This is a genomic window from Agrobacterium sp. DKPNP3 (assembly GCF_052686535.1).
In genome coordinates this window covers 1-24,044 of record NZ_JBQYSN010000050.1, presented here as the reverse complement: position 1 = coordinate 24,044, position 24,044 = coordinate 1, and the positions used below count along the sequence as shown (strand labels likewise).

21 protein-coding genes are annotated in these 24,044 nt (G+C 58.5%); 13 read left to right on the top strand and 8 right to left on the bottom strand.

The features are described 5' to 3' along the window. The first annotated feature begins 74 nt into the window (after positions 1-74). The 3 genes from bglA (at position 75) to ACUTJJ_RS14810 (ending at position 2,986) form a co-directional block, all read left to right on the top strand. Complete coding sequence (gene bglA, locus ACUTJJ_RS14820; protein WP_445542634.1) at positions 75-1,739, top strand: beta-galactosidase BglA; 1,665 nt, start codon at positions 75-77, stop codon at positions 1,737-1,739. After that, positions 1,736-2,185, top strand: coding sequence for an aminoglycoside 6'-N-acetyltransferase (gene aac(6'), locus ACUTJJ_RS14815; protein WP_445542633.1), 450 nt, complete (start codon positions 1,736-1,738; stop codon positions 2,183-2,185). Before bglA ends, aac(6') begins: the two co-directional genes overlap by 4 nt. A 96-nt stretch (positions 2,186-2,281) precedes the next feature. Next, on the top strand, positions 2,282-2,986 hold the full coding sequence (locus tag ACUTJJ_RS14810) for a hypothetical protein (RefSeq protein WP_445542632.1): 705 nt from the start codon (positions 2,282-2,284) through the stop codon (positions 2,984-2,986). 65 nt (positions 2,987-3,051) lie between these two features. Here the strand turns inward: ACUTJJ_RS14810 and ade are convergent, their stop codons facing one another. Next, complete coding sequence (gene ade, locus ACUTJJ_RS14805) at positions 3,052-4,746, bottom strand: adenine deaminase (protein ID WP_445542631.1); 1,695 nt, start codon at positions 4,744-4,746, stop codon at positions 3,052-3,054. Between the two features lie 276 nt (positions 4,747-5,022). Between ade and ACUTJJ_RS14800 the strand changes: the two genes are divergently transcribed. Beyond that, the gene (locus tag ACUTJJ_RS14800) at positions 5,023-5,970 is read left to right on the top strand and encodes an HD-GYP domain-containing protein (protein WP_144577166.1); all 948 of its coding nucleotides are present in this window, start codon (positions 5,023-5,025) and stop codon (positions 5,968-5,970) included. A 15-nt stretch (positions 5,971-5,985) separates the two neighbouring features. Here ACUTJJ_RS14800 and ACUTJJ_RS14795 read toward each other — a convergent pair whose 3' ends face one another. Next, on the bottom strand, positions 5,986-6,495 hold the full coding sequence (locus tag ACUTJJ_RS14795) for a GNAT family N-acetyltransferase (RefSeq protein ID WP_445542630.1): 510 nt from the start codon (positions 6,493-6,495) through the stop codon (positions 5,986-5,988). Continuing rightward, positions 6,492-8,681: an anthranilate synthase gene (locus ACUTJJ_RS14790; protein WP_445542629.1), complete on the bottom strand. Its 2,190-nt coding sequence runs from the start codon at positions 8,679-8,681 to the stop codon at positions 6,492-6,494. Before ACUTJJ_RS14790 ends, ACUTJJ_RS14795 begins: the two co-directional genes overlap by 4 nt. 282 nt (positions 8,682-8,963) lie before the next feature. Between ACUTJJ_RS14790 and ACUTJJ_RS14785 the strand changes: the two genes are divergently transcribed. Beyond that, complete coding sequence (locus tag ACUTJJ_RS14785; RefSeq protein WP_445542628.1) at positions 8,964-9,920, top strand: extensin family protein; 957 nt, start codon at positions 8,964-8,966, stop codon at positions 9,918-9,920. Between the two features lie 56 nt (positions 9,921-9,976). Here ACUTJJ_RS14785 and ACUTJJ_RS14780 read toward each other — a convergent pair whose 3' ends face one another. Next, positions 9,977-12,217: a TonB-dependent hemoglobin/transferrin/lactoferrin family receptor gene (locus ACUTJJ_RS14780; RefSeq protein WP_445542627.1), complete on the bottom strand. Its 2,241-nt coding sequence runs from the start codon at positions 12,215-12,217 to the stop codon at positions 9,977-9,979. A gap of 343 nt (positions 12,218-12,560) precedes the next feature. Here ACUTJJ_RS14780 and ACUTJJ_RS14775 point away from each other — a divergent pair, with 343 nt between their 5' ends. Together ACUTJJ_RS14775 and ACUTJJ_RS14770 are read left to right on the top strand one after the other, a co-directional pair. Next, positions 12,561-13,082 carry a TIGR00645 family protein gene (locus ACUTJJ_RS14775; protein WP_063950726.1) on the top strand — a complete coding sequence of 174 codons (522 nt, stop codon included), beginning with the start codon at positions 12,561-12,563 and terminating at the stop codon, positions 13,080-13,082. A 94-nt stretch (positions 13,083-13,176) separates the two neighbouring features. Next, complete coding sequence (locus ACUTJJ_RS14770; protein ID WP_445542626.1) at positions 13,177-13,893, top strand: LuxR C-terminal-related transcriptional regulator; 717 nt, start codon at positions 13,177-13,179, stop codon at positions 13,891-13,893. A gap of 38 nt (positions 13,894-13,931) precedes the next feature. Here the strand turns inward: ACUTJJ_RS14770 and ACUTJJ_RS14765 are convergent, their stop codons facing one another. The 3 genes from ACUTJJ_RS14765 to ACUTJJ_RS14755 form a co-directional block, all read right to left on the bottom strand. Next, positions 13,932-15,089, bottom strand: coding sequence for a DUF2333 family protein (locus ACUTJJ_RS14765; protein WP_144577175.1), 1,158 nt, complete (start codon positions 15,087-15,089; stop codon positions 13,932-13,934). A 223-nt stretch (positions 15,090-15,312) separates the two neighbouring features. Then, positions 15,313-15,765: a pseudoazurin gene (locus ACUTJJ_RS14760; protein WP_063950723.1), complete on the bottom strand. Its 453-nt coding sequence runs from the start codon at positions 15,763-15,765 to the stop codon at positions 15,313-15,315. Between the two features lie 113 nt (positions 15,766-15,878). Then, on the bottom strand, positions 15,879-16,460 hold the full coding sequence (locus tag ACUTJJ_RS14755; protein ID WP_063950810.1) for a thymidine kinase: 582 nt from the start codon (positions 16,458-16,460) through the stop codon (positions 15,879-15,881). A 330-nt stretch (positions 16,461-16,790) separates the two neighbouring features. Between ACUTJJ_RS14755 and ACUTJJ_RS14750 the strand changes: the two genes are divergently transcribed. The 4 genes from ACUTJJ_RS14750 (at position 16,791) to ACUTJJ_RS14735 (ending at position 20,731) form a co-directional block, all read left to right on the top strand. Then, positions 16,791-17,693, top strand: coding sequence for a choline ABC transporter substrate-binding protein (locus ACUTJJ_RS14750; protein ID WP_419188633.1), 903 nt, complete (start codon positions 16,791-16,793; stop codon positions 17,691-17,693). Positions 17,694-17,974: 281 nt separating this feature from the next. Further along, the gene (choW, locus tag ACUTJJ_RS14745) at positions 17,975-18,826 is read left to right on the top strand and encodes a choline ABC transporter permease subunit (protein ID WP_063950721.1); all 852 of its coding nucleotides are present in this window, start codon (positions 17,975-17,977) and stop codon (positions 18,824-18,826) included. Further along, positions 18,823-19,869: a choline ABC transporter ATP-binding protein gene (gene choV, locus ACUTJJ_RS14740; RefSeq protein ID WP_063950720.1), complete on the top strand. Its 1,047-nt coding sequence runs from the start codon at positions 18,823-18,825 to the stop codon at positions 19,867-19,869. The genes choW and choV overlap by 4 nt, the downstream gene beginning before the upstream one ends. A gap of 541 nt (positions 19,870-20,410) precedes the next feature. Continuing rightward, a complete protein-coding gene (locus ACUTJJ_RS14735) occupies positions 20,411-20,731 on the top strand; it encodes an ArsR/SmtB family transcription factor (protein WP_063950719.1) in 321 nt (106 codons plus the stop codon). Between the two features lie 229 nt (positions 20,732-20,960). Here the strand turns inward: ACUTJJ_RS14735 and ACUTJJ_RS14730 are convergent, their stop codons facing one another. After that, positions 20,961-22,148 (bottom strand): DUF3095 domain-containing protein, encoded by a 1,188-nt coding sequence (locus ACUTJJ_RS14730; protein WP_445542625.1) that lies wholly within the window; start codon positions 22,146-22,148, stop codon positions 20,961-20,963. 282 nt (positions 22,149-22,430) lie between these two features. Here ACUTJJ_RS14730 and ACUTJJ_RS14725 point away from each other — a divergent pair, with 282 nt between their 5' ends. Together ACUTJJ_RS14725 and ACUTJJ_RS14720 are read left to right on the top strand one after the other, a co-directional pair. Continuing rightward, on the top strand, positions 22,431-23,537 hold the full coding sequence (locus tag ACUTJJ_RS14725) for a branched-chain amino acid ABC transporter substrate-binding protein (RefSeq protein WP_063950717.1): 1,107 nt from the start codon (positions 22,431-22,433) through the stop codon (positions 23,535-23,537). 68 nt (positions 23,538-23,605) lie between these two features. Continuing rightward, positions 23,606-24,007 carry a glyoxalase superfamily protein gene (locus ACUTJJ_RS14720; protein WP_287170741.1) on the top strand — a complete coding sequence of 134 codons (402 nt, stop codon included), beginning with the start codon at positions 23,606-23,608 and terminating at the stop codon, positions 24,005-24,007. Positions 24,008-24,044 lie beyond the last annotated feature (37 nt).

Sequence of the window (24,044 nt, the reverse complement as noted above, 5' to 3'; positions counted from 1 at the left end):
CAGGTGCGAAGTTAAGGTTTACGCGGAGGCATCCGCTTTATATTCTCCCGACAGACATGCTCAGGAGATTGCCGATGACGTTATCCCATGCCCCGGTCCACAAACCCCAAGCGCAATCGGACTGGTGGAAGGGAGCGGTGATCTATCAGGTCTATCCGCGCTCGTTTCAGGATACGACAGGCGACGGCTATGGCGATCTTGCCGGCGTGACCAAGCGCTTGCCATACATCGCTTCGCTCGGTGTCGATGCTATCTGGCTTTCGCCCTTCTTCACCTCGCCCATGGCGGATATGGGCTACGACGTTTCCGATTATTGCAATGTCGATCCGCTGTTCGGCACGCTTGCCGATTTCGACGCGCTGATGGCCGAGGCGCATCGCCTCGGCTTAAAAGTCATCATCGATCAGGTGATTTCGCACACGTCGGACCAGCATCCCTGGTTTGTGGACAGCCGGGCGAGCCGGACAAACAGCAAGGCCGACTGGTATGTTTGGGCCAACCCCAAGCCGGACGGCACGGCACCGACAAACTGGCTTTCAGTATTCGGCGGACCGGCCTGGGAATGGGACGGGGTGCGCAAGCAATATTACATGCACAGCTTCCTGGCGTCGCAACCGGACCTGAATTTCCACAATCCCGAGGTTCAGGATGCGCTGCTCAAAACGGTACGCTTCTGGCTGGATCGCGGCGTGGACGGTTTCCGGCTCGATACCGTCAACCACTATTTCCACGACAAGCTTCTGCGCGACAACCCGCCGTTGTTCGACGAGGAAAGCTTCGGGCTCGACGCTTCCGACGTCAATCCCTACGGCATGCAGGACCATCTCTACGACAAGACGCGGCCGGAAAACATCGAATTCCTGAAGCGCTTCCGCGCGCTGCTCGATGAATATGAGGGCCGCGCCACCGTGGGAGAGGTGGGAGACGGGGCAAGATCGCTCAAAACCGTTGCCGCCTACACCTCCGGCAACGACAAGCTCAACATGTGCTACACCTTCGACCTTCTGGGGCCGGATTTCACCGCCAAACACATTCGCGGATCCGTCGAAACCTTCGGCAAGGTGGTGACGGATGGGTGGGTGTGCTGGGCCTTTTCCAACCATGACGTGGTGCGTCACCTCAGCCGCTTTTCGGAAGGCGCCGAAGAACAGACGCGGGTTGCCAAGCTCGCGATCTGCGTTCTCGCCAGCCTGCGCGGGTCCATTTGCCTCTATCAGGGCGAGGAACTCGGCTTGACGGAGGCGGAACTGGCTTTCGCTGATTTACGTGACCCCTATGGTATTCGCTTCTGGCCCGCCTTCAAGGGGCGCGATGGATGCCGCACGCCGATGGTGTGGGAAACAGGCAAGCAGAATTCCGGCTTTTCAACCGCTGAAAAACCGTGGCTGCCGGTGCCCTATGCGCATGCCATGCACGCTGCGGATGCGCAGGAACGCAGGCCGGACTCGATCCTCAACCATTACCGGGCGGTCCTGTCGTTCCGGAAAAGCCATGGCGCGCTGCGTGACGGCGACATGACGTTCCTGAAAACCAATCTCGACGTGCTGGCCTTCACGCGCCATAAAGGGGAGCACACTTTGCTCTTTGTTTTCAACCTGACGCGCAAGCCGGTGGAGTTTCCCGTCCCCAAGGGCATGAGCGTGACCACAATTCTGCCTATGCCGGGGTTCGAGCCGCTGTTTGATGGCGGCACCGTCAAGCTGGAGGGGCTGGACGTCTTTTGCGGGATCGTTGCATGATCAAGTCTTATGAAGTGCAAAACGCTGGCGATTACCCGGATGACTGGGGCCTTCTGCGACACCGCCTGTGGCCGGATACGACGCTGGACGATCACAGGGCCGAGTTACAGGATGTCTGCGAAAACGGCGCCGGATTCATCGTCCACGGTCCTGATGGATCGGCCATCGGTTTCGCCGAGGCCAGTTTGCGGCGGGATTACGTCAATGGTTGCGATACGTCGCCCGTGGCCTTTCTCGAAGGGATTTACGTGGAGGAGGCGTATCGGCGGCAGGGCGTCGCCGCCGCGCTGGTGACGGAGGTAACCCGGTGGGCGATAGCCCAGGGCGTCAGCGAACTCGCCTCCGATGCCGAGATCGCCAATCTCAGCTCTCACCGCATGCATGCGGCGCTCGGATTTGAGGAGACGGAACGCGTGGTGTATTTTCGCCGAAGGCTGGCTCCCTGATATCTCACCTCCAGGAGTAATAAGAAATATAATAAAATATTGAAATATGTTAATATATTCCGGATTTGTTTAGGTTTATATTTAGCAACTCCAGTCTTGCATAAGTTTCGGGCGCTAATATTTCTCACGTCAAGTGTTTCATGTTTGCAACTGCAAGGCGATGCAGGGGATATTGTTATGCCTGTTTCATTCAAGAGTTTGAACCAGTCCTCCGGCGGCAATTCGCGTTCTTCGCGCGCCAAAACGCAGCCGGCGAGACAGCCGTCATCGATCCGCGACACCTTTTCTGCCGGGCAGTCGTCCGTTCGTGCATCATCTGCATCCTCGCAAACGTCGCAGGCTTCGCGAACCTCCCAGTCGGCTCGAAGCGCGCAAAGCGCCCAGAGTGCTGCCGCCGCGCCCAATTTTCCCACTGATGACATGACGTCGTCTGATTTCATGCAGTCTCTGAAAGCAAAGCTTTCCGCGTCAGGGGATGATCCGGAGCAATATCTGCGCGCACGGTCGATGGTGGATGCCCTCTCGACCGGACAATTGAGGGTTTCCGATCCTACGAAAGGCAAAGCGGTCAATGCGTGGGATCCTGGCCAGAAAGGCACGAAGTCGACGGCCGCGACGGACATTGGCAAAACCGATTGGGTCGACTTCCTCAACGGCCATCTCAAGCGCAGTGACGACGGGACCCTGTCCAAGGGCAAAAATGGCAGCTATGTCGACAAAACAACGGGCAGCAATGCGTACTTCGGCAAGGTTGCAGACCGGTATTATTATGTCACATGGCCGTCGGAATCCAAGGCCTGAGAACGCGATCCGTGCCTGAAGGCGCGGACGCTGCGCTCAACGGACTTTGGTCCGAAATCTCTCTGTCAGATCAACGCAAACCGGTCGACATCCACCATGCCCTTATCGGAAATCTTCAGATGCGGGATGACGGGCAGGGGGAGGAAAGCCACCTGCAGGAAGGGTTCTTCCAGCGCGGTGCCGAGCGCATAGGCGGCCTTGCGCAGGGTGTGCAAGGTATCGCGTACCGTTTCGTAAGGTTCGAGGCTCATGAGCCCTGCAACGGGAAGCGCGATTTCGCCGGTCACCCGTCCGTCTTCGACCACAACGAAACCGCCCTTGATGTCTCCGAGCCGGTTGGCGGCGAGCGCCATGTCGTCTTCGCTCACGCCGACGACGCAGATATTGTGGCTGTCGTGACCGACGGTGGAGGCGATTGCGCCCTTCTTCAGGCCAAAGCCCTGAACGAAACCGTTGGCGTGGTTGCCGTTCTTGCCGTGACGCTCAATGACGGCGACCTTGATGATGTCGTTCTCAAGGTCGACCGTGGTCTGGTTGCCGTCGGTCGGCAGCTTGTAGCGCCGATGTTCGGTGATGATCTTGCCGGGAAGCACGCCCATGACGGGGCTTTCACCCTCCGTGACGGGCACGCCGAAATGGGCCGCCAGCACCGGCCTTGACTTGACGCTGTCGAGACCCACGGGCGCGACGGGCTTGCGGGTGGCAAAGAGGGCGTCATCGACGACGCGTCCGCCGGAGAGCACCATGCTCGCCTTGCAGTTTTGCAGGCTGTCGATGACCACGAGATCGGCGCGCCAGCCCGGCGCGACAAGACCGCGATCACGCAGGCCAAAGGCTTTCGCAGCGGAAATCGAGGCGGCGCGATAGATGGCGAGCGGTTCCACGCCGCTGGCGATCGCCGTGCGGACCATATAGTCGAGATGGCCCTGTTCGGCGATATCGAGCGGGTTGCGGTCATCCGTGCAGAGCGCCAGATAGGGCGACAGGCGTTCGGTGATGATGGGCATCAGCGCGTGCAGGTCTTTCGAGACCGAGCCTTCGCGCACCAGAATATGCATGCCCTTGCGGATTTTCTCCAGCGCCTCCGGGGCGCTCGTGCATTCGTGTTCCGTGCGGATGCCGGCGGCGAGATAACCGTTGAGCGCCGTTCCCGACAGAAGCGGGGCGTGGCCATCGATATGCTGGCCCTGAAAGGCCTCAAGCTTGGCCATGCACACCGGATCCTTGTGGATGACGCCGGGGAAATTCATGAATTCGGCAAGCCCGATGACCTTCGGGTGATTTCGGAACGGCAGCAGCTTTTCTATCGGTAGATCGGCGCCTGATGTTTCCAGATGGGTGGCGGGCACGCAGGAGGACAGTTGCACGCGGATGTCCATGATGGTTTCCATGGCGCTGTCGAGGAAGAACTGAAGCCCTTCCGCGCCCAGCACATTGGCAATCTCATGCGGGTCGCAGATCGCTGTAGTGACACCATAGGGCAGCACGCAACGGTCGAATTCATGCGGCGTGACGAGCGAGGATTCGATATGCAGATGAGTATCGATGAAACCCGGAACAACGATTTTTCCGGAAATGTCTATTTCGCGGATGCCTTTATAGTCTCCACAGGTGCCAACGACGGTATCCCCGCAAATAGCAACGTCCGAGGCGACCAGCTCTCCGGTCACGAGGTCGAAAAAGCGACCGCCCTTGAGAACCAACTCTGCCGGCACTCGGCCAGTACCCTGGTCGATGCGCGTTTCTAACTGGGAACTCATGGCCTTTTCTTCGACTCCTGGTATTGTTTGCATGCGATATGTTCTCTCATTTACATTCTGAGGTGGTTGCCAGCTTTTTTCTTCATCTTTTTGTCGCTTTTAAATATAGTGATAGTAAAAAATTTTCATATTCGTGTTATCTTATTTATAGTGTCGCATACTGAAGCAAAGCCGGGAGGGCGAAGGCTTTATGCTTCGAGGGACGGCGGTTCGGTCGGGTTCTTGCGAATTTCGGTTTGACCGTAACATTCCCGGGAAGGAAAATAAAAGAGTCTGATGTTGAAACGAATTTCAACCCAGCAATTGGCTGTGGGCATGTTTATCGAAGCCGTCGAGGGGACGGTTTCGAACAATCAAATTGCGCGGAAGCACCGCTTTCTTTTGCAGCGCGAGGAGGCTGTGCTGCAACTGAAAAAAAGCGGAGCGGAAAGCATCGTCATCAATACCGCCAAGGGTAGCGATGTCGGTGCCAGCCACGACCCGGCGAATGCCGGCATGTTGCAGACGAATCCGTCTCCGTTGATGGTTGCAGCCGTCACTCAGGTGGTGCGCTCGGCCGCGGATTCGATCGCTGAGACATTTTCGGTTGCCGGAGGTGGCGGTTGTGTTTCCTTCGAGGGAATGACGGCGGCGGCGGGAAAGATTTCCAACGCCATTCAGGCCAACCCGGCCGTCTTTATCGGCGTCACGCGGCTGAAGTCGAAGGATGAAACGACCTTCGTGCATTCGGTTTCCGTCAGCGGCCTCATGATCCTCTTTAGTAATTATCTGGGGCTGAACAAGGAAACGGTCAACCTGCTCGGTGTTTGCGGCTTGCTCCACGATATAGGCAAGGTCGAAATCCCCTCATCCATTCTGAACAAGACAGAGGGGCTCTCCATCGAGGAGCGTGAGATCATCAATCTCCACCCCGTATTCGGGCGCGATATCCTGTCGCGTGACGGGCAGATGCCCGAAATGGTGCTTGATGTCTGCTTTAATCATCACGAGCGGATCGATGGCGGCGGTTATCCCAGCGGTCGTGCCGGCGGTGAGATCAGCCTATACGCGCGCATTGCGGCAATTTGCGACGTCTATGATGCCGTCACCTCGGTCAGACCCTATAAGAAGCCATGGACCGCGAATGATGCGCTGACCTGGATGCTACGGCGCGATGGACATTTTGACATACAGCTTCTGAAGAAATTCGCACTGTGCATTTCCGCCTCGCTTCCGCGTGGCTAAGGCGCGGTCAGCCCGTCAACCGAAGATGATCGCCATGTTGAGGCTGTCAATGTGACGCCCGTCAATCAGGACGGCGTCGCGCGCTCGCCCTTCCTGCACAAAACCGATCTTTTCATAAAGCGCAATCGCTCTGGCGTTGTCCGCATGCACGCTCAGTTCCACACGATGCAGCCCGAATTTGCGGGCAGCATCGAGTGTCCGCCGCATCAACCGCGCGCCCAGTCCCTTGTCGCGATAGGCAGGCAGGATGCCCATGCCGAGTGTGCCGCAATGGGCGCGGGTTGCCCTGTCATGGCGGCGGATATCGCACCAGCCGATCACTTTGCCATCCGCAATCGCGACGAATTGCGGATGGTCGTTTTCGATCATGTCGAGAACGAAGGCGCGCACCGCTTCGAGCGGCGGCGCCTCCAGGAAGCTCAGATATTTGCGTTCGCGCGACACCGCATCAAGCGCATGATGAAAGCTCTCAATGTGTTCTGCGCGGATCGGCTCGATGCTGATGACGTCGGCAGCCGTTATCATGCCGCTTTCGTCTTCGCCTTGCGGGTCAGATGCACCACCACATTCTCGATCATCCGCATGCCGGCGTCCTGGCCGAGCGTCATGATCGATTCCGGGTGGAACTGAACGGCGGCAACGGGTTCCTTGGCGTGTTCGATACCCATGATCGTGCCGTCCTCGCTTTCCGCGGTAATGATGAAATCACGCGGCAGGGTGGTGGGATCGGCGAAGATCGAGTGATAACGGCCAACGGTGACTTCCTTGCCGAGGCCGGAGAAGACGAGGCCGGGTTCCAGCACGCGAATGCGGGAGGGCTTACCGTGCATCGGCACCGCAAGCTGGCGCAACTCGCCGCCATAGGCCTCCGCCAAAGCCTGAAGGCCGAGGCAGACGCCGAAGATCGGCAGCTCACGCGCGCGGGCGGCCTTGATCGTGGCCTTGCAGTCGAAATCCGTCGGGTTGCCCGGTCCGGGGGAGAGAACGACGAGATCCGGCTGGAACCGATCGAAGACTTCAGCTGCGACAGGTGTTCTAACGGTCGAGACCGTTGCGCCCGTCTGGCGGAAATAATTCGCCAGCGTGTGCACGAAGCTGTCTTCGTGATCGACGAGCAGAATTTTGACGCCGGTGCCGACCTTGGCGGCATCACGCTTGGTGGCAGCGGCGTTGGTCGCTTTCGCGTCACGGATGGCGGCGATCATGGCGGACGCCTTCAGTTCGGTTTCGGCTTCTTCTTCCTGCGGATTGGAATCGTTGAGCAGGGTCGCGCCGGCGCGCACTTCGGCGATGCCGTCCTTGATGCGGATGGTGCGCAGCGTCAGACCGGTATTCATGTCGCCGTTGAAGCCGACCATGCCGATCGCACCGCCATACCAGGCGCGCGGGCTCTTTTCATGGCCTTCGATGAAACGCATGGCCCACAGCTTCGGCGCACCGGTGACCGTGACAGCCCAGGCGTGGCTGAGGAAGCCGTCGAAGGCATCCATGTCGTCACGCAGGCGGCCTTCGATATGGTCCACTGTGTGGATGAGGCGCGAATACATCTCGATCTGGCGGCGGCCGATGACCTTCACCGAGCCCGGCTCGCAGACGCGGCTCTTGTCGTTACGGTCGACATCCGAGCACATGGTGAGCTCTGATTCGTCCTTCTTCGAGTTGAGCAGCTTCAGGATCTGCTCGCTATCGGCAATCGGATCGTCACCGCGCTTGATGGTGCCTGAGATCGGGCAGGTCTCGATGCGGCGGCCGGAGACGCGCACGAACATTTCCGGCGAAGCGCCGACCAGATATTCCTGATGGCCGAGATTGATGAAGAAGGAATAGGGCGAGGGGTTGATCGCCTTCAGGCGGCGCGAAATCGCCGACGGGTTGCTTTCGCAGCGTTCCATGAATTTCTGGCCGGGAACGACCTCGAACAGATCGCCGCGACGGAAGCTTTCCTTGGCCTTCACGACAAGTTCGGAATATTCGCCGGGACGATGATCGCCCTTGGGCGGGATCGTGTCGGTGGTCTTGAAGGGCTCGGGGGCAATCTCGGAAGACTTGCCGTCCGTCGTCACACCGCCCTTTTCGAAATCGTAGCGGTCGATCCAGGCCTTGGCGGAATAGTGGTCAACGACGAGAATTTCATCGGGCAGGTAGAGCACCATGTCGCGCTGGTCTTCCGGGCGCGCCAGCGACAGCTTGATGGCGTCGAACTGGAAGGCGAGATCGTACCCGAATGCGCCGAACAGGCCGATCGCCGAATCCGCGCTGGAATGGAAGAGATCGACGATAGCTCTGAGAGCGGTAAAGACCGTTGGGATTTTCGAGCGCTCTTCTTCGGTAAAGACGCGGTCCGGGTCGTTGACGGTGAGATCAAGACGGCGGCTCGAGGAGGCGCCAAGGGTAAGGTCGGGCGTCGCCTTCAGCTTTTCGATAATGAAATCGAGCAGCACTTCGCCACGGCCATTATAAGCCTCGATCCACATTTTACGGCCAAAACAGGAAATGCCGAGGGGCGGATCGATGATGGCTGTATCCCAACGGGTGTAACGGCCCGGATATTCGTAGTTGGACGAAAAAACCGCGCCGCGATGGGAATCGAGCTTTTCGACATAGTTGTCGATGGCATTGGCATAATCGGCGGCGCGACGCTTGCGGCTGACCTTGATGCCGCCTTTCGTCTCGTAGGTTTCCGCTCCGTCATCCTGAATGATCGTTACCATTTCTTTCGTACTTCCTGTTGTTCAGGCCCGATGACAGGCGGCAAAATAACAAAAAAGCCGCCTGAAAATTCGGGCGGCTTGGACTTTGTCTGAAGACATGACTGGTCAAGGCCGCGTAAAGCTGCTCCACCACCAGTTAGCAATGTTCTTAGACACGATATTCATGGGAAAATTGTTAGCGTGCACGATCCGCCTTGGCAAGCGGATTTCGCCGGATGAATGAACCTTACGGGCCGCCGCCGCGTTGCTTCCCTGCCGAAATGGTCAGGAGTGCCCCGAAAAATGCTTCATCGCCTGTGTCTTCTGGTTGCCAGCCTGGCATTGATTTCCGCTTCCGAACCGCCGGCGCAGGTGCCGGTGCCACAGCCGAAACCGGGCGAGGGGCAGGCCGCCACGCCTTCGGAAAAGCCAGCCGACGGGACGTCGCAAAATCCGGCGGAAGCGCCGAAACCTGTACCGAAGCCTGAGCCTGACGCGGAGCAGAAGCCCGCAGTAAAACCGACAGGTTCCGAGCAGAAACCGGATGGCGAGAAAACGCCCGTTGAGAAAACGCCCGTTGACAAAAAGATCGATGAAGCCGCCCCTCAGAGCCGGCGGGACGATGGCGGAGGGCAGCAGAAACCCGCTGACGAGGCGGCCAAACCCGATGAAAAAATACCGGAACCGGTAAAGCCTGAGGACCCGGCCGCACTCCAGGCATGCCTTGGCGCGTTGAAGGAGATCGGCGCGGAGTTCAAAACGCTTGAGCCCATCCGCGACGAGGAACAGGGATGCGGCATCGAATCGCCCGTCGAGCTTTCGGTCGTTCTGCCAGGCATCAAGCTTGAGCCCGCCGGCACCATGCGCTGCGAGACAGCCCTTGCTCTTTCTCGCTGGACAAAGGAAATAATGCTGCCGGCGGCTGCGATCGCCATGCCGGAAAAAAAGGTGACGGCGATTGCCAATGCCTCGACCTATATCTGCCGCAACCGCAACAGTGCGGAAAACGGCAAGATTTCCGAACATGCCAAGGGCAATGCCGTGGATATTTCCACGATCGCTTTCGACAAAGGCGAACCGCTGGTGATGAAACCGCGCGGCGAGGATGGCACGCCGGAAGGTGCGTTCCAGCGCACCATCACCGCCGCCGCCTGCCTGTTCTTCCGCACGGTTCTGTCCCCCGGCAGCGATGCCACGCATCAGGATCACCTGCATCTCGACGTGCTGGAGCGAAAGGGCGGCTATCTCTATTGCCGCTGACAAAAAAGGGGCGGCCCGAAGGCCGCCCAACTGGAGATGATGCTTCCGCCCCGGATTTAGAACTTCTGGGTCAGGGAGATTTTGAAGGTGCGGCCTGGTTCCGTGTAGAAATCGACTGGCTGATTAACGGTGCTGACCGAATTCGGGTTCACGTCTCGGACGCCAACACCATTCCAGTATTTCCTGTCGAACAGGTTGTAGACACCCGCCTGAATGCGCAGGCCCTTGGTCTGTTCCGGCTCCCACCAGCCGGTCAGGTTGAAGACGCCGTAGCCGGGCGCGTCGAAGGTGTTGGCTACCTTGTCGTCCCGCATGCCGGAGGAGAAGATGCCGGTGAACTCCGTGCCCCAGACATCCTGCGCATAACCGACCCCGAGGACGGACTTGAATGGCGCGACCGTGCGGATGAACTCGTTGGTATCCGTGTCCTTGCCATAGGCATAGGCAAGCGAGGCATGCGCGAAGAAGCCATTTGCGAGTTCCTTGCGCACCTTGGCTTCGACGCCGGAGATTTCGACGTTGTTGCGGTTGCGATAGGTGAAGAGCGAGCCGTTACCCCTGCCGCCGAAGCCGGGGAAAAGCGTCGTCGACGTCGTATATTGCTCGATGAAGTCTTTATACTTGTTGTGGAACAGCGTCAGGCTCCCCGTCAGGTCGCCGGAGGCGTAGTTCGCGCCGATCTCGAAGCCGTTGCTGGTCTCGGGATTGAGGGCAGAGTTACCGACAACAGCGTAACCGGAGCTGACGTTGGAGAAGTTCAGATACAGTTCGTTGATTGTCGGGGCGCGATAGGCCATCGACCATTGTGCGAAAAGCTGTAGTTCGGGCGTGACGTCATAGGTGGCAAGAAGCTTCGGCGAGAAGCGCGAGCCGCTATTGCCGCTCGGCAGGCCGAAGGTTCGGTAGCCGCTGTTGCTGGATACGGAGCCATCGGGATCGTAATCGTAGGAATCGAAGCGCAGGCCGGGCGTCAGGCGGAAGCCGTTGCCAAAGGCGATTTCGTCATCGATATAAAGGCCGAGGCTCTTGCCGTTCACGTCTGGCATGTCCGATTGCGACGAGGAGGTCGAGCCGGCCGTGTTGGCGAAAAGCTCCTGGCTGAAATCGGTCGTCATGGCGTTGCCGCCAAAACGAACGGTGTGCTGCACGCCGCCAAGTTCAAACCCGGATTCCAGGCCGCCGACGATGCCGAAGGCGCTGTTGCGCATGCTGTCTTCGCGAATATAGAGCGAATTGTTGGTCAGGCGGTCGCCGGCGCCGGATTCCTTGGAAAGACGCGTCCAGTAGAGCGAGAGATTGGCGGCATCGACCACACCGTCGGTCGAAGGCGCCTCGTATTCGTAGTCGAGCGATACGCGGTCACGCTCGGTATCCTCGTAACCTCGGTAGTCGCCGATGCGGTAGGTGGAGCCGGAGACGCTGACGCCCTGCAATGTCTTCATGTCGCTGCGGTTTCGCAGCGAATAACGCTCGGCGGTCAGGCCGATGCTGTGGCCACCCTCCAGATCCTGCCGGATCTTGAACATCAGGTTGCTTTCATAGGTGTCGGCGGGGTTTGGCTTGGTACGGCGTGTGCCGTAGATATCGGCCGTGCCCTTATTATCGGTCTCGTTGCCGCGCTTGTATGAGCCCTGAAACAGGACCGACGTATTGTCGATCTTCTTGGCAACGGCGAGCGATCCGCCGATGCTTCTGTCCTCGCTGTCATAGGTGGTCTTGGCAACACCGCCCCAGTCACGGCCTTCGCTGATGAGGTCCTCCGGATCAAGCGTGCGCAGCACCAGCGCACCGCCAAGGGCACCGGAACCGATGCGGCTGGAATCGGCGCCGCGCACCACGTCAACGGTCGAAAGAGACGAAAAATCGAAGCTCGAACTTGTATCGCTGAGGGTTGTTGTAGCCTGGCCCTGACGGGCGAAATTGTTGAAATAGGGGACGGGAATATTGTCAATCAAAGTGATGACCCGAGCGCCGCCCAGCCCGCGGATGAACAAGCCGCCGGGCCTGCCCGGTTTGGCGTCAACGTAGTCGACGCCCGGTTCCGTGGTGTTTCCGAGATCCCGGATGCTGCCGATGTCTTTCTTGCGGATGTCTTCTGCGGTGGTCTGGCTTGCTAGTGGGGTATCCGCGGGCGCGTTGCCCGGTTTGACGCGTTTGCCCTTGACGACGATCTTTTCGAGCGTCGTCGTGCCGTCCGCCTGTGTGGCGGCATCCTGTGCGGTGGCCGGGCTGGCGAGTGGCAGAAGAGACATGGCGGTGCACAGGAGCAGCGCGGACTGCGTGCGTGAGATGGACATTGAATACCCCCGGGTATGCTGCGCGCAGATGGGTGAGGGCGCGCGAAAGCGCACCGCACTCAAGCGCGGCTGGATCTGGTCTGACGTGTTACGGGCAAGCCGATAAGCGAGGACTAAAAAACATGACGATAAGAGTCAACATATTATATATGACTTTTTGCATCATGTTTTACGTCGACGGGCAGTGTTGCAAAAATATGACGTTTGTCGGCTGCGACAAAAATGGCGAGCCGCGCCGAAAAGAACACAGTGCGGTCAAAGTCCCGACATTGCTGCTTGCTAGGTGATTTGCAGCCAGTCTAAACATGTCGCGACAATAACAGTTTCTCAATCGGATACGGAAATGAAGTCTCTTGAACTGCTCGTCGAGCGGATCATTCTCTCCAGCCGCTGGCTGCTCGTGGTGTTTTATCTCGGACTTGTCGCGGCGCTCGCGGTTTACGCGTTTTCGTTCGTGCTCAAGTTTCTGAAGGTCGCCAAGAACGTTTTCAACTATGACGAAGCGGACATGATCCTTGCCATGCTTGGCCTGATCGATGCGGCGCTGGTTGCTAGCCTCATCGTCATGGTGATGATTTCAGGTTATGAGAATTTCGTCAGCCGCTTCGATGATGCCGATGCCGAGGTTTCGTTTCTAGGCAAGCTCGATGCCGGCAGCCTGAAGATCAAGGTCGCCTCGTCTATTGTCGCGATCTCTTCGATCCACCTGCTGCAAATCTTCCTGAACGCCAATCAATATACAGACAGCAAGCTGATGTGGTTTACCATCATCCATCTGGCTTTTGTCGTCTCGGCGGTCATGCTTGGCTTTCTGGAAAAGCTGATGGCCAAGCCAAAAAATAAACCCGAAAAACCGGCTTTGTAAGCAAACCTGCCGAGATGACGCTGCTGTCCCTGCTCACCCCCATTGCAAATCTGTTTTGTCCGGTCACTGAAGCCGGCCGGACGGGTGTGCGCGAATGGTGACGACAGAGCGACAGGCGCGGTTGTGCCAGGAACTTTCAGCGACAGCCGACAAGATAAAATGGCTGGAAGCCCTGCAGGAGGTAATGCGCGCCTTCGGTTATGCCTATGTCACGCTGATCCGGCTGCCAGGCGGGCAAAATTCGTTTTCCCTGCCGACGATCATTGAAAGCAGCCTGCCGATCGCGGTCGTCAATGCGATGACGCAAAACGGCGCCCTCGGCGACTGTCTTGTCATCAAGCGGGGAGCATCGTCGATGATGCCGCAATATTGGTCGCTGGAAGATCCCGCCCTTGCCAGTCCGTCGTTACTGGAGGCCTCGGACGCCCTGAAAGCCATGGGCATGACATCCGGTGTCATGCTGCCGGTGCACGACATGTCGGGCACCCGTCATCTCATGAACTTCGCGGGCGACCGGGACGTGTTGCCCCAGGCGTGCCTGAATGAACTGAGCATGATCGCGCTGCACGCGCTGCAGGTTTATGACGACCTTTGTCAGGGCGGCGCCAAGGGGCGATCGCCGCTGACGAAACGCGAGCTGGACGTGGTTCGCTGGACAGCCCAGGGAAAGACGTCTGTCGAGATCGCCGACCTCTTCTCGATCTCCGAGCACACGGTCAATGCCTACATGAACAACGCCATCCGCAAGCTGGATTGCGTCAACCGCGCGCAGCTTGTCGCAAAGGCCATACGCCTGCGGTTGATCAACTAACCGGTGCACCCTGCGACTCTGGCTTGGGGACCAAGGGTCTATCGGTCGAGGACAGAGCGCAGTTCAACGAGGTTGGAGCGAACTCTCAACACGTAAAAGCCCATTGTCGCGAGATGCGACGGCATGATCCAGCCGCTTTCTTCACCATTGGAAATGATCGCCGGCTGGATGCGCAGCGCCGCGCGGGTTTGCGACAACGTATCGTTCCAGAGGTTGGTGAGGTTACGCTCGCGGATGACCTGCGCGAAATCCGATCCGGCGGCGGAGAGAACGCCGTAATACCCGTAGAGCTGGCCATAAGCGAACCAGAAGCGGTCATCGGCTCGGGTGTCGAACCAGCCGCCATTGTAGTTCTCCGAACGCTCACGCAGAATGGCGGATGTGGAGCCGATATCGCCTGCGATACGGTCGATGAACTGGATGAGGTTGTCGGCGCGGGTATCGAAGACGGCCTTGCAGGCGACGAGTTCGCCGTTGAACGCCTGGAAGCTGCGGATGGCGGCCCGATAATAGCTGGGCGTCGGTGTCTTGGGGCCGAAAGGATCGAGGCCGAAATACCAGGAATATTCGCTGAATTGCATGTTTCCACGCGCTTCCTGGAGATTGTTGTTGATGCCCGACGTGCCGCGCACGCGGCCAAGCGTGTCCACCAGCTCCACGGCAGTGCGGCGCACGGCCTGGTTCACGCCGCGCTGGAACGACGCCTTGTTGTCGAGAAAGGGCGTGCTGTCCCAGTCCATGCCGAAGAGGCCGAGACGATAGAGCAGCATGGAGGAAATCCAGGCGTTCTGATTGACGTTGAAGTCCGTCAGGTCAGCGGCAGCATCGACAATGGCCGAGCGCTGGCAGACCGGGGCGGAGGTGTTTGCGGCAACACCGGTTGCACCGGCCGGCGCGGTCGGCGTTACGGCGGGCAGTTCCTGCCCGGGCGGCACGGTGCGTTCCTCAAGCTTGTAACGGGCGACATAGTCCGGATCGAAATTTGTCCAGACCTGGGTCTGCCAGACAAAGTAACCGTAAAAGCCGGCCAGCAGGATGACGATGAGGGCGATCGGCCCCTTGATCAGCCAGTTTCGACCGCTGTACCAGCCATGGGCGGCCATGAATGGCCACAGGAGCCAGGCGACGAGCAGACCGGCGGCTTTGCCGATGGCGCTGAAGCCTGCCTGAATGAGCGCGGTGATCCGGTCGATCATGTCGTCATAGTCTCCTCTGCCAGCTGGCTGGATGCTGGAACAGCTGTTCCGTTTTCAAGCGTTTGGCGCCTGGCGCAAACCGCATGACCGCTTCCAGATATGTCCCGGTCAATCTCGATACAACATGGTTGCGAAACTTTTCTCAACCTGCGGTCCGTGACGGATGCCGCGCCATCTCACCGCAGGCGAAGAAGCGGAGCGTCACGGATGCAGGCGGAGGAGCTCAGAGGCCAAGCTTGGCGATTTCGTCGTTCAGCCGGTCGCGGGCCTTTTTTGGCAACTTGCCGTTCTTGACGGCGTCCAGATTGGCCGGCGTCCCTTCGCCGACAACGACGAGCGCAACCATGCCCATGCCGAGATGCGGCGTGCATTTGACGACGTAAGCGCCTTCCTTCTCGACGGTGACCGTCACGGCTTCGTTCATCTTGCCCTTGAAATCGGCGACACCTTCCGGGAGCATCTCCTTGACGGCTGCCGCATCATGACCCTTGTCGACCGGGACGAAGGTGATGACGTCGCCAACGGCGGCCTTGACGGTCGCGGGCTCGAAAACCATCGCCTGCCCGTCGCTGCCCTTGTTCAGCATCTTCACCTCGATTTCAGCAGAAAGCGCGGGAAGCGCGAAAAGGCACGCGACGACAGCGACGCTTGCAAATCTGGAAGTTCTGTTCAGCATTATCTTGCTCCTGAGCGAAAGCACATCCAGCTGGGATGTGTCGCTGCCGTTCTAGCGAAGCGCGGGGGAGCGATCTTTGCGAAAAATCAAATGCGGCAACGCGACGCAGACTGTTAGCCGCCGTTCACCGTCTCCACCCAATGGCGGCGGCAGAAGGATACGTATTTCTCGTTACCGCCGACCTCGATCTGCGCGCCTTCCGTAACGACCTTTCCTTCATTGTCGAAGCGGGCGACCATCGTCGCCTTGCGGCCGCAATGGCAGATGGTGCGGATTTCGCGGAGTTCGTCGGCGATGGCGAGCAGTTCTTTCGAGGCCGGAAAAAGTTTTCCCTGAAAATCCGTGCGCAGGCCATAGGTCATGACCGGAATATTCAGCCGGTCGGCAATGTCGGCAAGCTGCCAGACGTGGTGTTCGGAGAGAAAATTTGCCTCATCAATGAAGACGCAGGCGACGGGCGCTTCGGAATGGAGCGCCGACACCTCGGCGAACAGATCGGTGTTTTCGTCAAAGGTGAGGGCGGGGGAGGAGAGGCCGATTCGCGAGGCCACACGGCCGACGCCAGCGCGGTGATCGAAAGCTGCGGTGAAAATCAGCGTGCGCATGCCGCGCTCCTGATAATTGTAGGACGCCTGCAGCAGCATGGTCGATTTGCCGGCATTCATCGTCGAATAATTGAAATAGAGTTTTGCCATCATCCACTCTCCGGACACCGTCGCGCTTTTCACTGGTACGCGCCAAATATGCTGATTCCGCTTCAGCGTCTTTTGGAGGCGATGAAGTGGATTGAACAGTATGGCCGCTCGAAACACACAGATTTCTGCGGTCATCCGCTTTTCGACATAACGGCGCGAAATGCCGACATTTTCACGATTTTGTCGCAAACGAGGTCCGAAAGCACGCAAATGCACGCGAGTTGATTGTGGCCGGAAGATATTGATAATGGCGAGGGAACGAAAAAAAGGGAGCAAACAATGTTTGCAAATAGACGTCGCTGTCTGGTTCTGGCCGCAGCAATCTCCTCCATGACGTTCAGTGCGGCCAGTGCCGCCGAACCTGCAAGCTGTGGTACAGTGCGCTTCTCCGATGTGGGCTGGACCGACATCACCGCAACCACGGCAACCGCTACGGTGCTCTTGAAAAGCCTTGGTTATGAAACCGACGTCAAGCTTCTCTCCGTGCCCGTCACCTATACGTCGTTGAAAAACAACAATATCGACGTCTTCCTGGGCAACTGGATGCCCACCATGGAAGGCGATCTCGCGCCCTACCGCGCCGACAAATCGGTCGAGGTGCTGCGTGAAAATCTGACCGGCGCCAAATACACGCTGGCGACCAATGCCAAGGGCGCCGAACTCGGCATCAAGGATTTCAAGGATATCGCCGCCCACAGCGCTGAACTCGATGGCAAGATTTACGGCATCGAGCCCGGCAATGACGGCAACCGCCTGATCCTCGACATGGTGTCCAAGGACACGTTCGGGCTCAAGGATTTCCAAGTCGTGGAATCGTCCGAGCAGGGCATGCTGGCGCAGGTCGCGCGTGCCGACAAGGCCGGCGAGCCGATTGTCTTCCTCGGCTGGGAACCGCATCCGATGAACACGAATTTCAAGCTCACCTATCTGACCGGCGGTGACGAGGTATTCGGCCCGAATTTCGGCGGCGCGACGATCTACACCAATGTCCGCAAGGGTTATGTCGAGGAATGCGCCAATGTCGGCACGCTCCTCAAGAACCTGCAATTTTCCCTGCCCATGGAAAACGAGATCATGGGCAAGATCCTGAATGACGGTCTCGAAGGCGAGGCGGCGGCAACGGCTTGGCTGAAGGCCAACCCGACTGCAATCGAGCCGTGGCTTGCCAACGTCAAGACCAAGGATGGCAGTGCCGATGCCCTGCCTGCCGTCAAGAAGGCTCTCGGCCTTTAAGCCGCAAGATTATGCGTGACTGTATCCGGCCTGCCCGTCAGGCCGGATCAATGGGAATAACGATGCCCATGCGTGCCCTTGCCTGTAAAATTTCAGACATGGACAGTCATGCGCCAGTGCCGCGTCCGGCAGTCCCGTTGCCGGTCGTCTTTTTCTCGATTGGAGCAATCCGGGCAACTGGATGACGACGCTCCGTATTTTGTTGTCTGCGCAATTCCCAAGGCAGAAACACAACGCATTCTGCCGGAATTGTTTTAGTTCACGAAAGGTCTTTTCTTACCGTGGAATGGCTCAGCGCTCCTGAAAACCGCCTGCCCGTCGGCAGATATGCCAAGGAGGCCATCGACTGGCTGACCGGCAATCTCGCATTTTTTTTCGACTGGCTTTCCTTCATTTTCCAAAGCGTCATCAACGCGCTGCTCTATGTGCTCCAAGCGCCGCATCCGCTCATCATCGTCGCTATCCTGACGGCGCTTTCGGCCTGGACGCGCCGTTCGGTCGGCATGCCGATCTTCACGGCGCTCGGCATGCTGCTGATCATCAACCTCGGCTACTGGAAGGCGACCACGGAGACGCTGGCGCTCGTTATCGCTGCCAGCGCTGTCTGTATGATCATCGGCGTGCCGCTCGGCATTCTGGCGGCGCGGCGCAAGTGGATCTATGCCGGCATGCGCCCGGTTCTGGATCTGATGCAGACCATTCCGACCTTCGTTTATCTCATTCCCGCACTGGTTTTGTTCGGCCTCGGCATGGTGCCGGGGCTGATCGCCACCGTCATCTTCGCCATTCCGGCTCCCGTTCGCCTTACCCGCCTCGGCATCATCTCGACGCCGCCGGCACTGGTCGAGGCCGCCGTGGCCTTCGGCGCTACACCCTCGCAGGTGCTGCGCAAGGTGGAACTTCCTTTCGCTGCGCCGCAGATCATGGCCGGCCTCACCCAGACGATCATGCTGTCGCTGTCGATGGTGGTCATTTCCGCCCTCGTCGGCGCCAATGGTCTTGGTGTGCCCGTCGTGCGCGCGCTGAACACCGTTAACATCGCCATGGGCTTTGAGGCGGGACTTTGCATCGTTGTGCTGGCGATTGTGCTCGACCGACTTTTCCGGCTTCCCGGCGCGGAGGATGACCTATGAGTGACGCGATCATCTTTGGTAATGTCGATATTGTTTTCGGCGACCGGCCCGAGGCGGCGCTGCCGCTGATCGACAGGGGCAGCACACGCGACGAGATCAATGTCGAGACCGGTCTGGTTCTCGGTGTCGCCAATGCCTCGCTGAGCGTCAGCGAGGGCGAGATACTTGTGCTCATGGGGCTTTCCGGTTCGGGCAAGTCGACCCTTCTGCGGGCCGTCAACGGGCTTGCGCCCGTCGTGCGCGGCAATGTGGGTGTGAAGACCAAGTCGGGCTTTGTCGATCCATACAGGTCGTCGGCAAAGGCGCTGCGTGACCTGCGCATGCACACGGTTTCGATGGTCTTCCAGCAATTCGGCCTCTTGCCCTGGCGCAATGTCGCCGACAATGTCGGCTTCGGGCTGGAGCTTTCCGGCGTACCGGAAGCAGAGCGCAAACGCATGGTGGCGGAGCAGCTGGAACTGGTGAACCTTTCCGCCTGGGCTGACCGGAAGGTGGGCGAACTCTCCGGCGGCATGCAGCAGCGTGTGGGGCTGGCGAGAGCCTTTGCCACCGGAGCGCCGATCCTGTTGATGGACGAGCCGTTCTCGGCGCTCGATCCCCTCATCAGAAGCCGTCTGCAGGACGAGCTTCTGGAATTCCAGAGCCGGCTGAAGAAGACCATTTTGTTCGTCAGTCACGATCTGGACGAAGCCTTCCGCATCGGCAACCGTATCGCCATGATGGAGGGCGGACGCATCATCCAGTGCGGAACGCCGCAGCAGATCGTCAGGGAGCCCGCCACCCCCTATGTCGCGGATTTCGTGCAGAACATGAACCCGATCTCCATGCTGACAGCCGCCGACGTGATGAAACGCGGTGTGGACGAGCGGAACGGGAACCTCTCCGTGGCGGCCACGGCTCTTCCCTCGTCACCGCTTATCGATATTCTCGATGCGCTTTCAAAACACGCCGGCGCGATTGGCGTCGTCGATAATGGCGCGATCGTGGGCACCATTTCGGCCGACGAGGTCGTGGCGGGGCTGACGCGCCACCGCAAAAAATAGTGATTCGCCGTCTCGAAGTCTAAAAAGGGCCTCCGCTTTGGAGGCCCTTTTTATTTGGACGAAATCTTCAGGGGCGCCAATTTAAACGTTTCAGTGGCGGGAAAGACTATTTTTGATATCATAAGTTATGCATTAAAATAATTACGAATAAAAATCATATTGCAAACTTGGAGAAAATTGCGCAATGTTAAGCAAGATTCTTGGTTCGCTACTAAATTTAAGGTGTTAATAGATTGCGTTGCCGAAATCCGGCGTCAAGCGTAATGACTGCAATGATCAAGTTATGATCGTTTATTTCTTGTGAATAGTGTTACTAATGCGTTTTTTATTATGTTTTTTCGAAAAATCTGGCAAAAATCCTATAATTTAATCGACGTATCTTAACTAGATAGTCGATGAACAATATTCTTTGGAAAGGCCACGATATAAGCAAGATTTAGGTATATACAAGTTGTTGAACGAATTATAAAAACTCCATTTGGAACACCTATAATAGCCACCATGACCGTCGTTTTTGGCTGTCATCAGGAGACTTGAGCGTATGGATAACCAATCTCTTTCGGAACATAGCATCGCCGCTGCAGACCTGCTGTCAGCCATGGCGAATCCCAAGCGTTTGATGATCTTGTGCACGCTGGTGGATACGGAAGTGCCAGTTGGTGTTCTCGCTTCCCAGGTTGGTCTCAGCCAGTCCGCTCTCTCGCAGCATCTTTCAAAATTGCGTGCCCAGCGACTGGTAAAGACAAGACGGGATGCGCAGACCATCTATTATTCCAGCAATTCCGAATCCGTCAAAAAAATCCTCGCCTCGCTTGAGGATATTTATTGCCAGACGCAGAAGAGCAGCAAGACTGCTGCCTGAGCCAACGGCCTTTTGATGGGTCGGAAGCAGGACTTGACTGAAACCGGCGCATCGCGCCGGTTTTCTTTTTTGCGTGTTGTCGGGCGCAAAAGGGCCAGGGATGGAGCGTAGCGGTGTCGTGGCTTTGTTTGCTTGGCGCCGGCAGAGCGTTTCGCAAGAGGCACTGTGACGGGATTTGCGCCGGGGTCACCCGGTAAACGAAGAGAAATAGAGCTTGCGACGTTTGCGGTCAAACCGGGCGCGCCTGAAGCATCGCAGACTGCATCTGTTGTTTGAGATGGTTTGCCGCAGCCGCATAACCGCCATCGGCGCCATCGACGAAATGCATGTGGTCCCGGGAAAGCGGAGAGGGCACGATACAGGTCATCAGCGCGGCATCCTGCTCGTGCAGACCGTAATAGCAGCTTCCCGACAGACGCCCATGTTCCAGCCGGGAGCGTATTTTTTCAAGCCGCGTGGCATCGATATCGACGGTCATCTTCAAACCGTCATCGAACTTTCGGAAATCCGTGTTGCTGGCGACCGAACGCCGGTAATTGGCGGCGTTGAACCGCCCGAGCGACAGTTTGGTGAGCCCGAGGATGTTGACGAGAAGGCTCTCGCCGAGAACCCGCATCGCGCGACGCGTCCTGCCCCATAAATCCTGATGCGCAGCACCGGCGCGGGCTTCCAGGCCGAGACCTTCGCCCACGAAACCGAGTTTCGGTCCGTCTTCCGGCACCGGGTGGCCGTGTCTGCTGTCCTGCTCGGCGAGATCGACGAGATCGATGACCAGCTGGCGGAATGCCGGCATGTCCTGCGACGGTCCCGGCACGGCGATGACCGACACCACCTTGCCATGGGATGCCGGGATGGGATTCCAGCGACAGGACAGTCCTGTCAGGTTTGGGCGCGCACCTGCGTCGGCTGCGGCGAGCGCGTATTGCCCCTCCTTCATCCGGGCTTCCGCCCAGCTGTTGCCGCCACCCGAAAACATGGCGTAGGAGACGTCGTCGCTCGCCTGGAAACGGGCGACACGGATGTCGAAACCATTGTCGCGAATATCCTCGATGGGAACGAGCGCGACGCGCATCGCCAGGTCGAGATCGTCCTTTACCCAGCGCTGCACGTTGGAGAGCGCGGTGCGGGCGACACTCAGGCTCCGCGGCGGCACGGCAACGGCTGCGCCATCGCCGCCGAAAACGAAGGGCAGATCGTGACGTTCAAGACTGTTCGAGACAGCAGATATGACCGCTGCGCCAGCCATGTTGACCGCCTTGTAGCGACCGGTGCCGATCGCCGCCGTCGAATCGATGATATCGGCGATGGCCAGCGCCCATCCCGGCGGCAGGGCGCGATAAAGCGCAGGGTCTGCCACGTCTTCGAAATGCCGGAAGACGGGCAAGCCCGCCAGAAATTCTTCATCTGCTGTAGTCATGGCATATTATCCTCCAGCAGCGGCAAAAGGCCAAGCGTTTGCGAACGGTCGAATGTGCAGACATGAGACAATTGCTGTCGATCCGGTGAAGGAATTACCGCTAATGGAGCTAATCCAGCAAAGGTGACTTGCATAAGGCATCAAACCTTCCGTATGAGTTGAGTGGAAGGCTCGGAATTCAAACATGGAACGGGTTTTCGCCGGAGGCGTCCGATAGCTTCATTCGGTCGACGCCCATGGCGCTCATCGGGGCGAGGCCCCCATTTCCAAGGAGACACCAGGATGAAACTGAAGACATTGACCAGCGTGACGCTCGCCGCGTCCTTCGCATTCGCACCGCTTGCCCATGCCGAGATCGTCATCGGCCTGATTGCGCCGCTCACCGGCCCCGTCGCTGCCTATGGCGACCAGGTCAAGAATGGCGCCCAGACGGCAGTCAATGAAATCAACAAAAAGGGCGGCATCCTCGGCGAACAGGTCGTGTTGAAGCTTGCCGATGATGGCGGCGAGCCGAAGCAGGGCGTTTCCGCAGCCAACCAGCTGGTTGCCGAAGGGATCCATTTCGTCGTTGGTCCGGTAACATCGGGCGTCGCCATTCCGGCGTCGGACGTCTTTGCCGAAAACGGTGTGCTGATGGTGACGCCGACGGCAACTGCGCCGGGCCTGACCAACCGCGGCCTGTCGAATGTCTTCCGCACCTGCGGTCGTGACGACCAGCAGGCCGAGGTTGCAGCGAAATACGTTCTCGCCAACCTCAAGGACAAGAAGATCGCGATCATTCATGACAAGGGCGCCTATGGCAAGGGTCTGGCGGATGCCTTCAAGGCAACGCTGAATGCCGGCGGTGTCACCGAGGTTCTCTATGATGCCCTGACACCCGGTGAAAAGGATTTCGGCGCACTGACGGCTCGTCTGAAGTCTGAAAATGTCGATATCGTCTATTTTGGCGGTTACCACCCGGAAGCGGGTCTTCTGGCGCGCCAGCTCAAGGATGTCGGTGCCAAGGCTGCCATTATCGGCGGTGACGGCCTGTCGAACAGCGAATTCTGGAACATTGGTTCGCAGGCCGGCGAAGGCACGATCTTCACCAACGCCTCCGACGCCCTGAAGAACGATGATTCCAAGAGCGCCGCAGAAGCCCTGAAGGCCGCCAACATTCCGGCGGAAGCCTTCACGCTCAATGCATACGCTGCCGTCGAAGTCCTCAAGGCGGGTATCGAAAAGGCAGGCGACGCCAAGGATTCCGAAGCGGTCGCCAAGGTTCTGAAGAGCGGCGAAGCTTTCCCGACCGCCATCGGCAAGGTCACCTATGGTGAAAGCGGCGACCTGACCTCGCAGGCCTTCTCGCTGTTCAAGTGGCAGGACGGCAAGATCGTCGCAGCCGAGTAAGCTGATCCTGACCGGCCGCACCCGTTGCGGCCGGTTTCGTTTTAGGACCTGAAAAGGATCGATGCAGCATGACCGATGCCGGGACGCGCTTGGAGGGAGATATCGGGTTCGAGAAGATGTTCCCGATCGTCAGGATATTCGACGAGGCGAAGGCGCGCGAGTTCTATATCGATTTTCTTGGCTTCGCCGTGGATTGGGAACATCGCTTCGGTGAGAATTTCCCGCTTTATATGCAGGTTTCCCGGGCTGGAATGGGCCTTCATCTGAGCGGCCATCATGGCGATGCGACACCGGGCTCGAACATCTTCGTCACCATGCACGGCGTTCACGCCTTTCAGAGCGAACTGGCGGCGAAGGATTATCGCTTCATGAAGCCGGGTGTCGAAGAATTGCCATGGGGCGACGTGATGGAGGTGACCGACCCTTTCGGCAACCGCGTCCGTTTCTGCGAACAGAAAAGCCGGCCGTGAGGCCTTGAACGCCCCTGCGGCTCTTGACCTTTGCCAT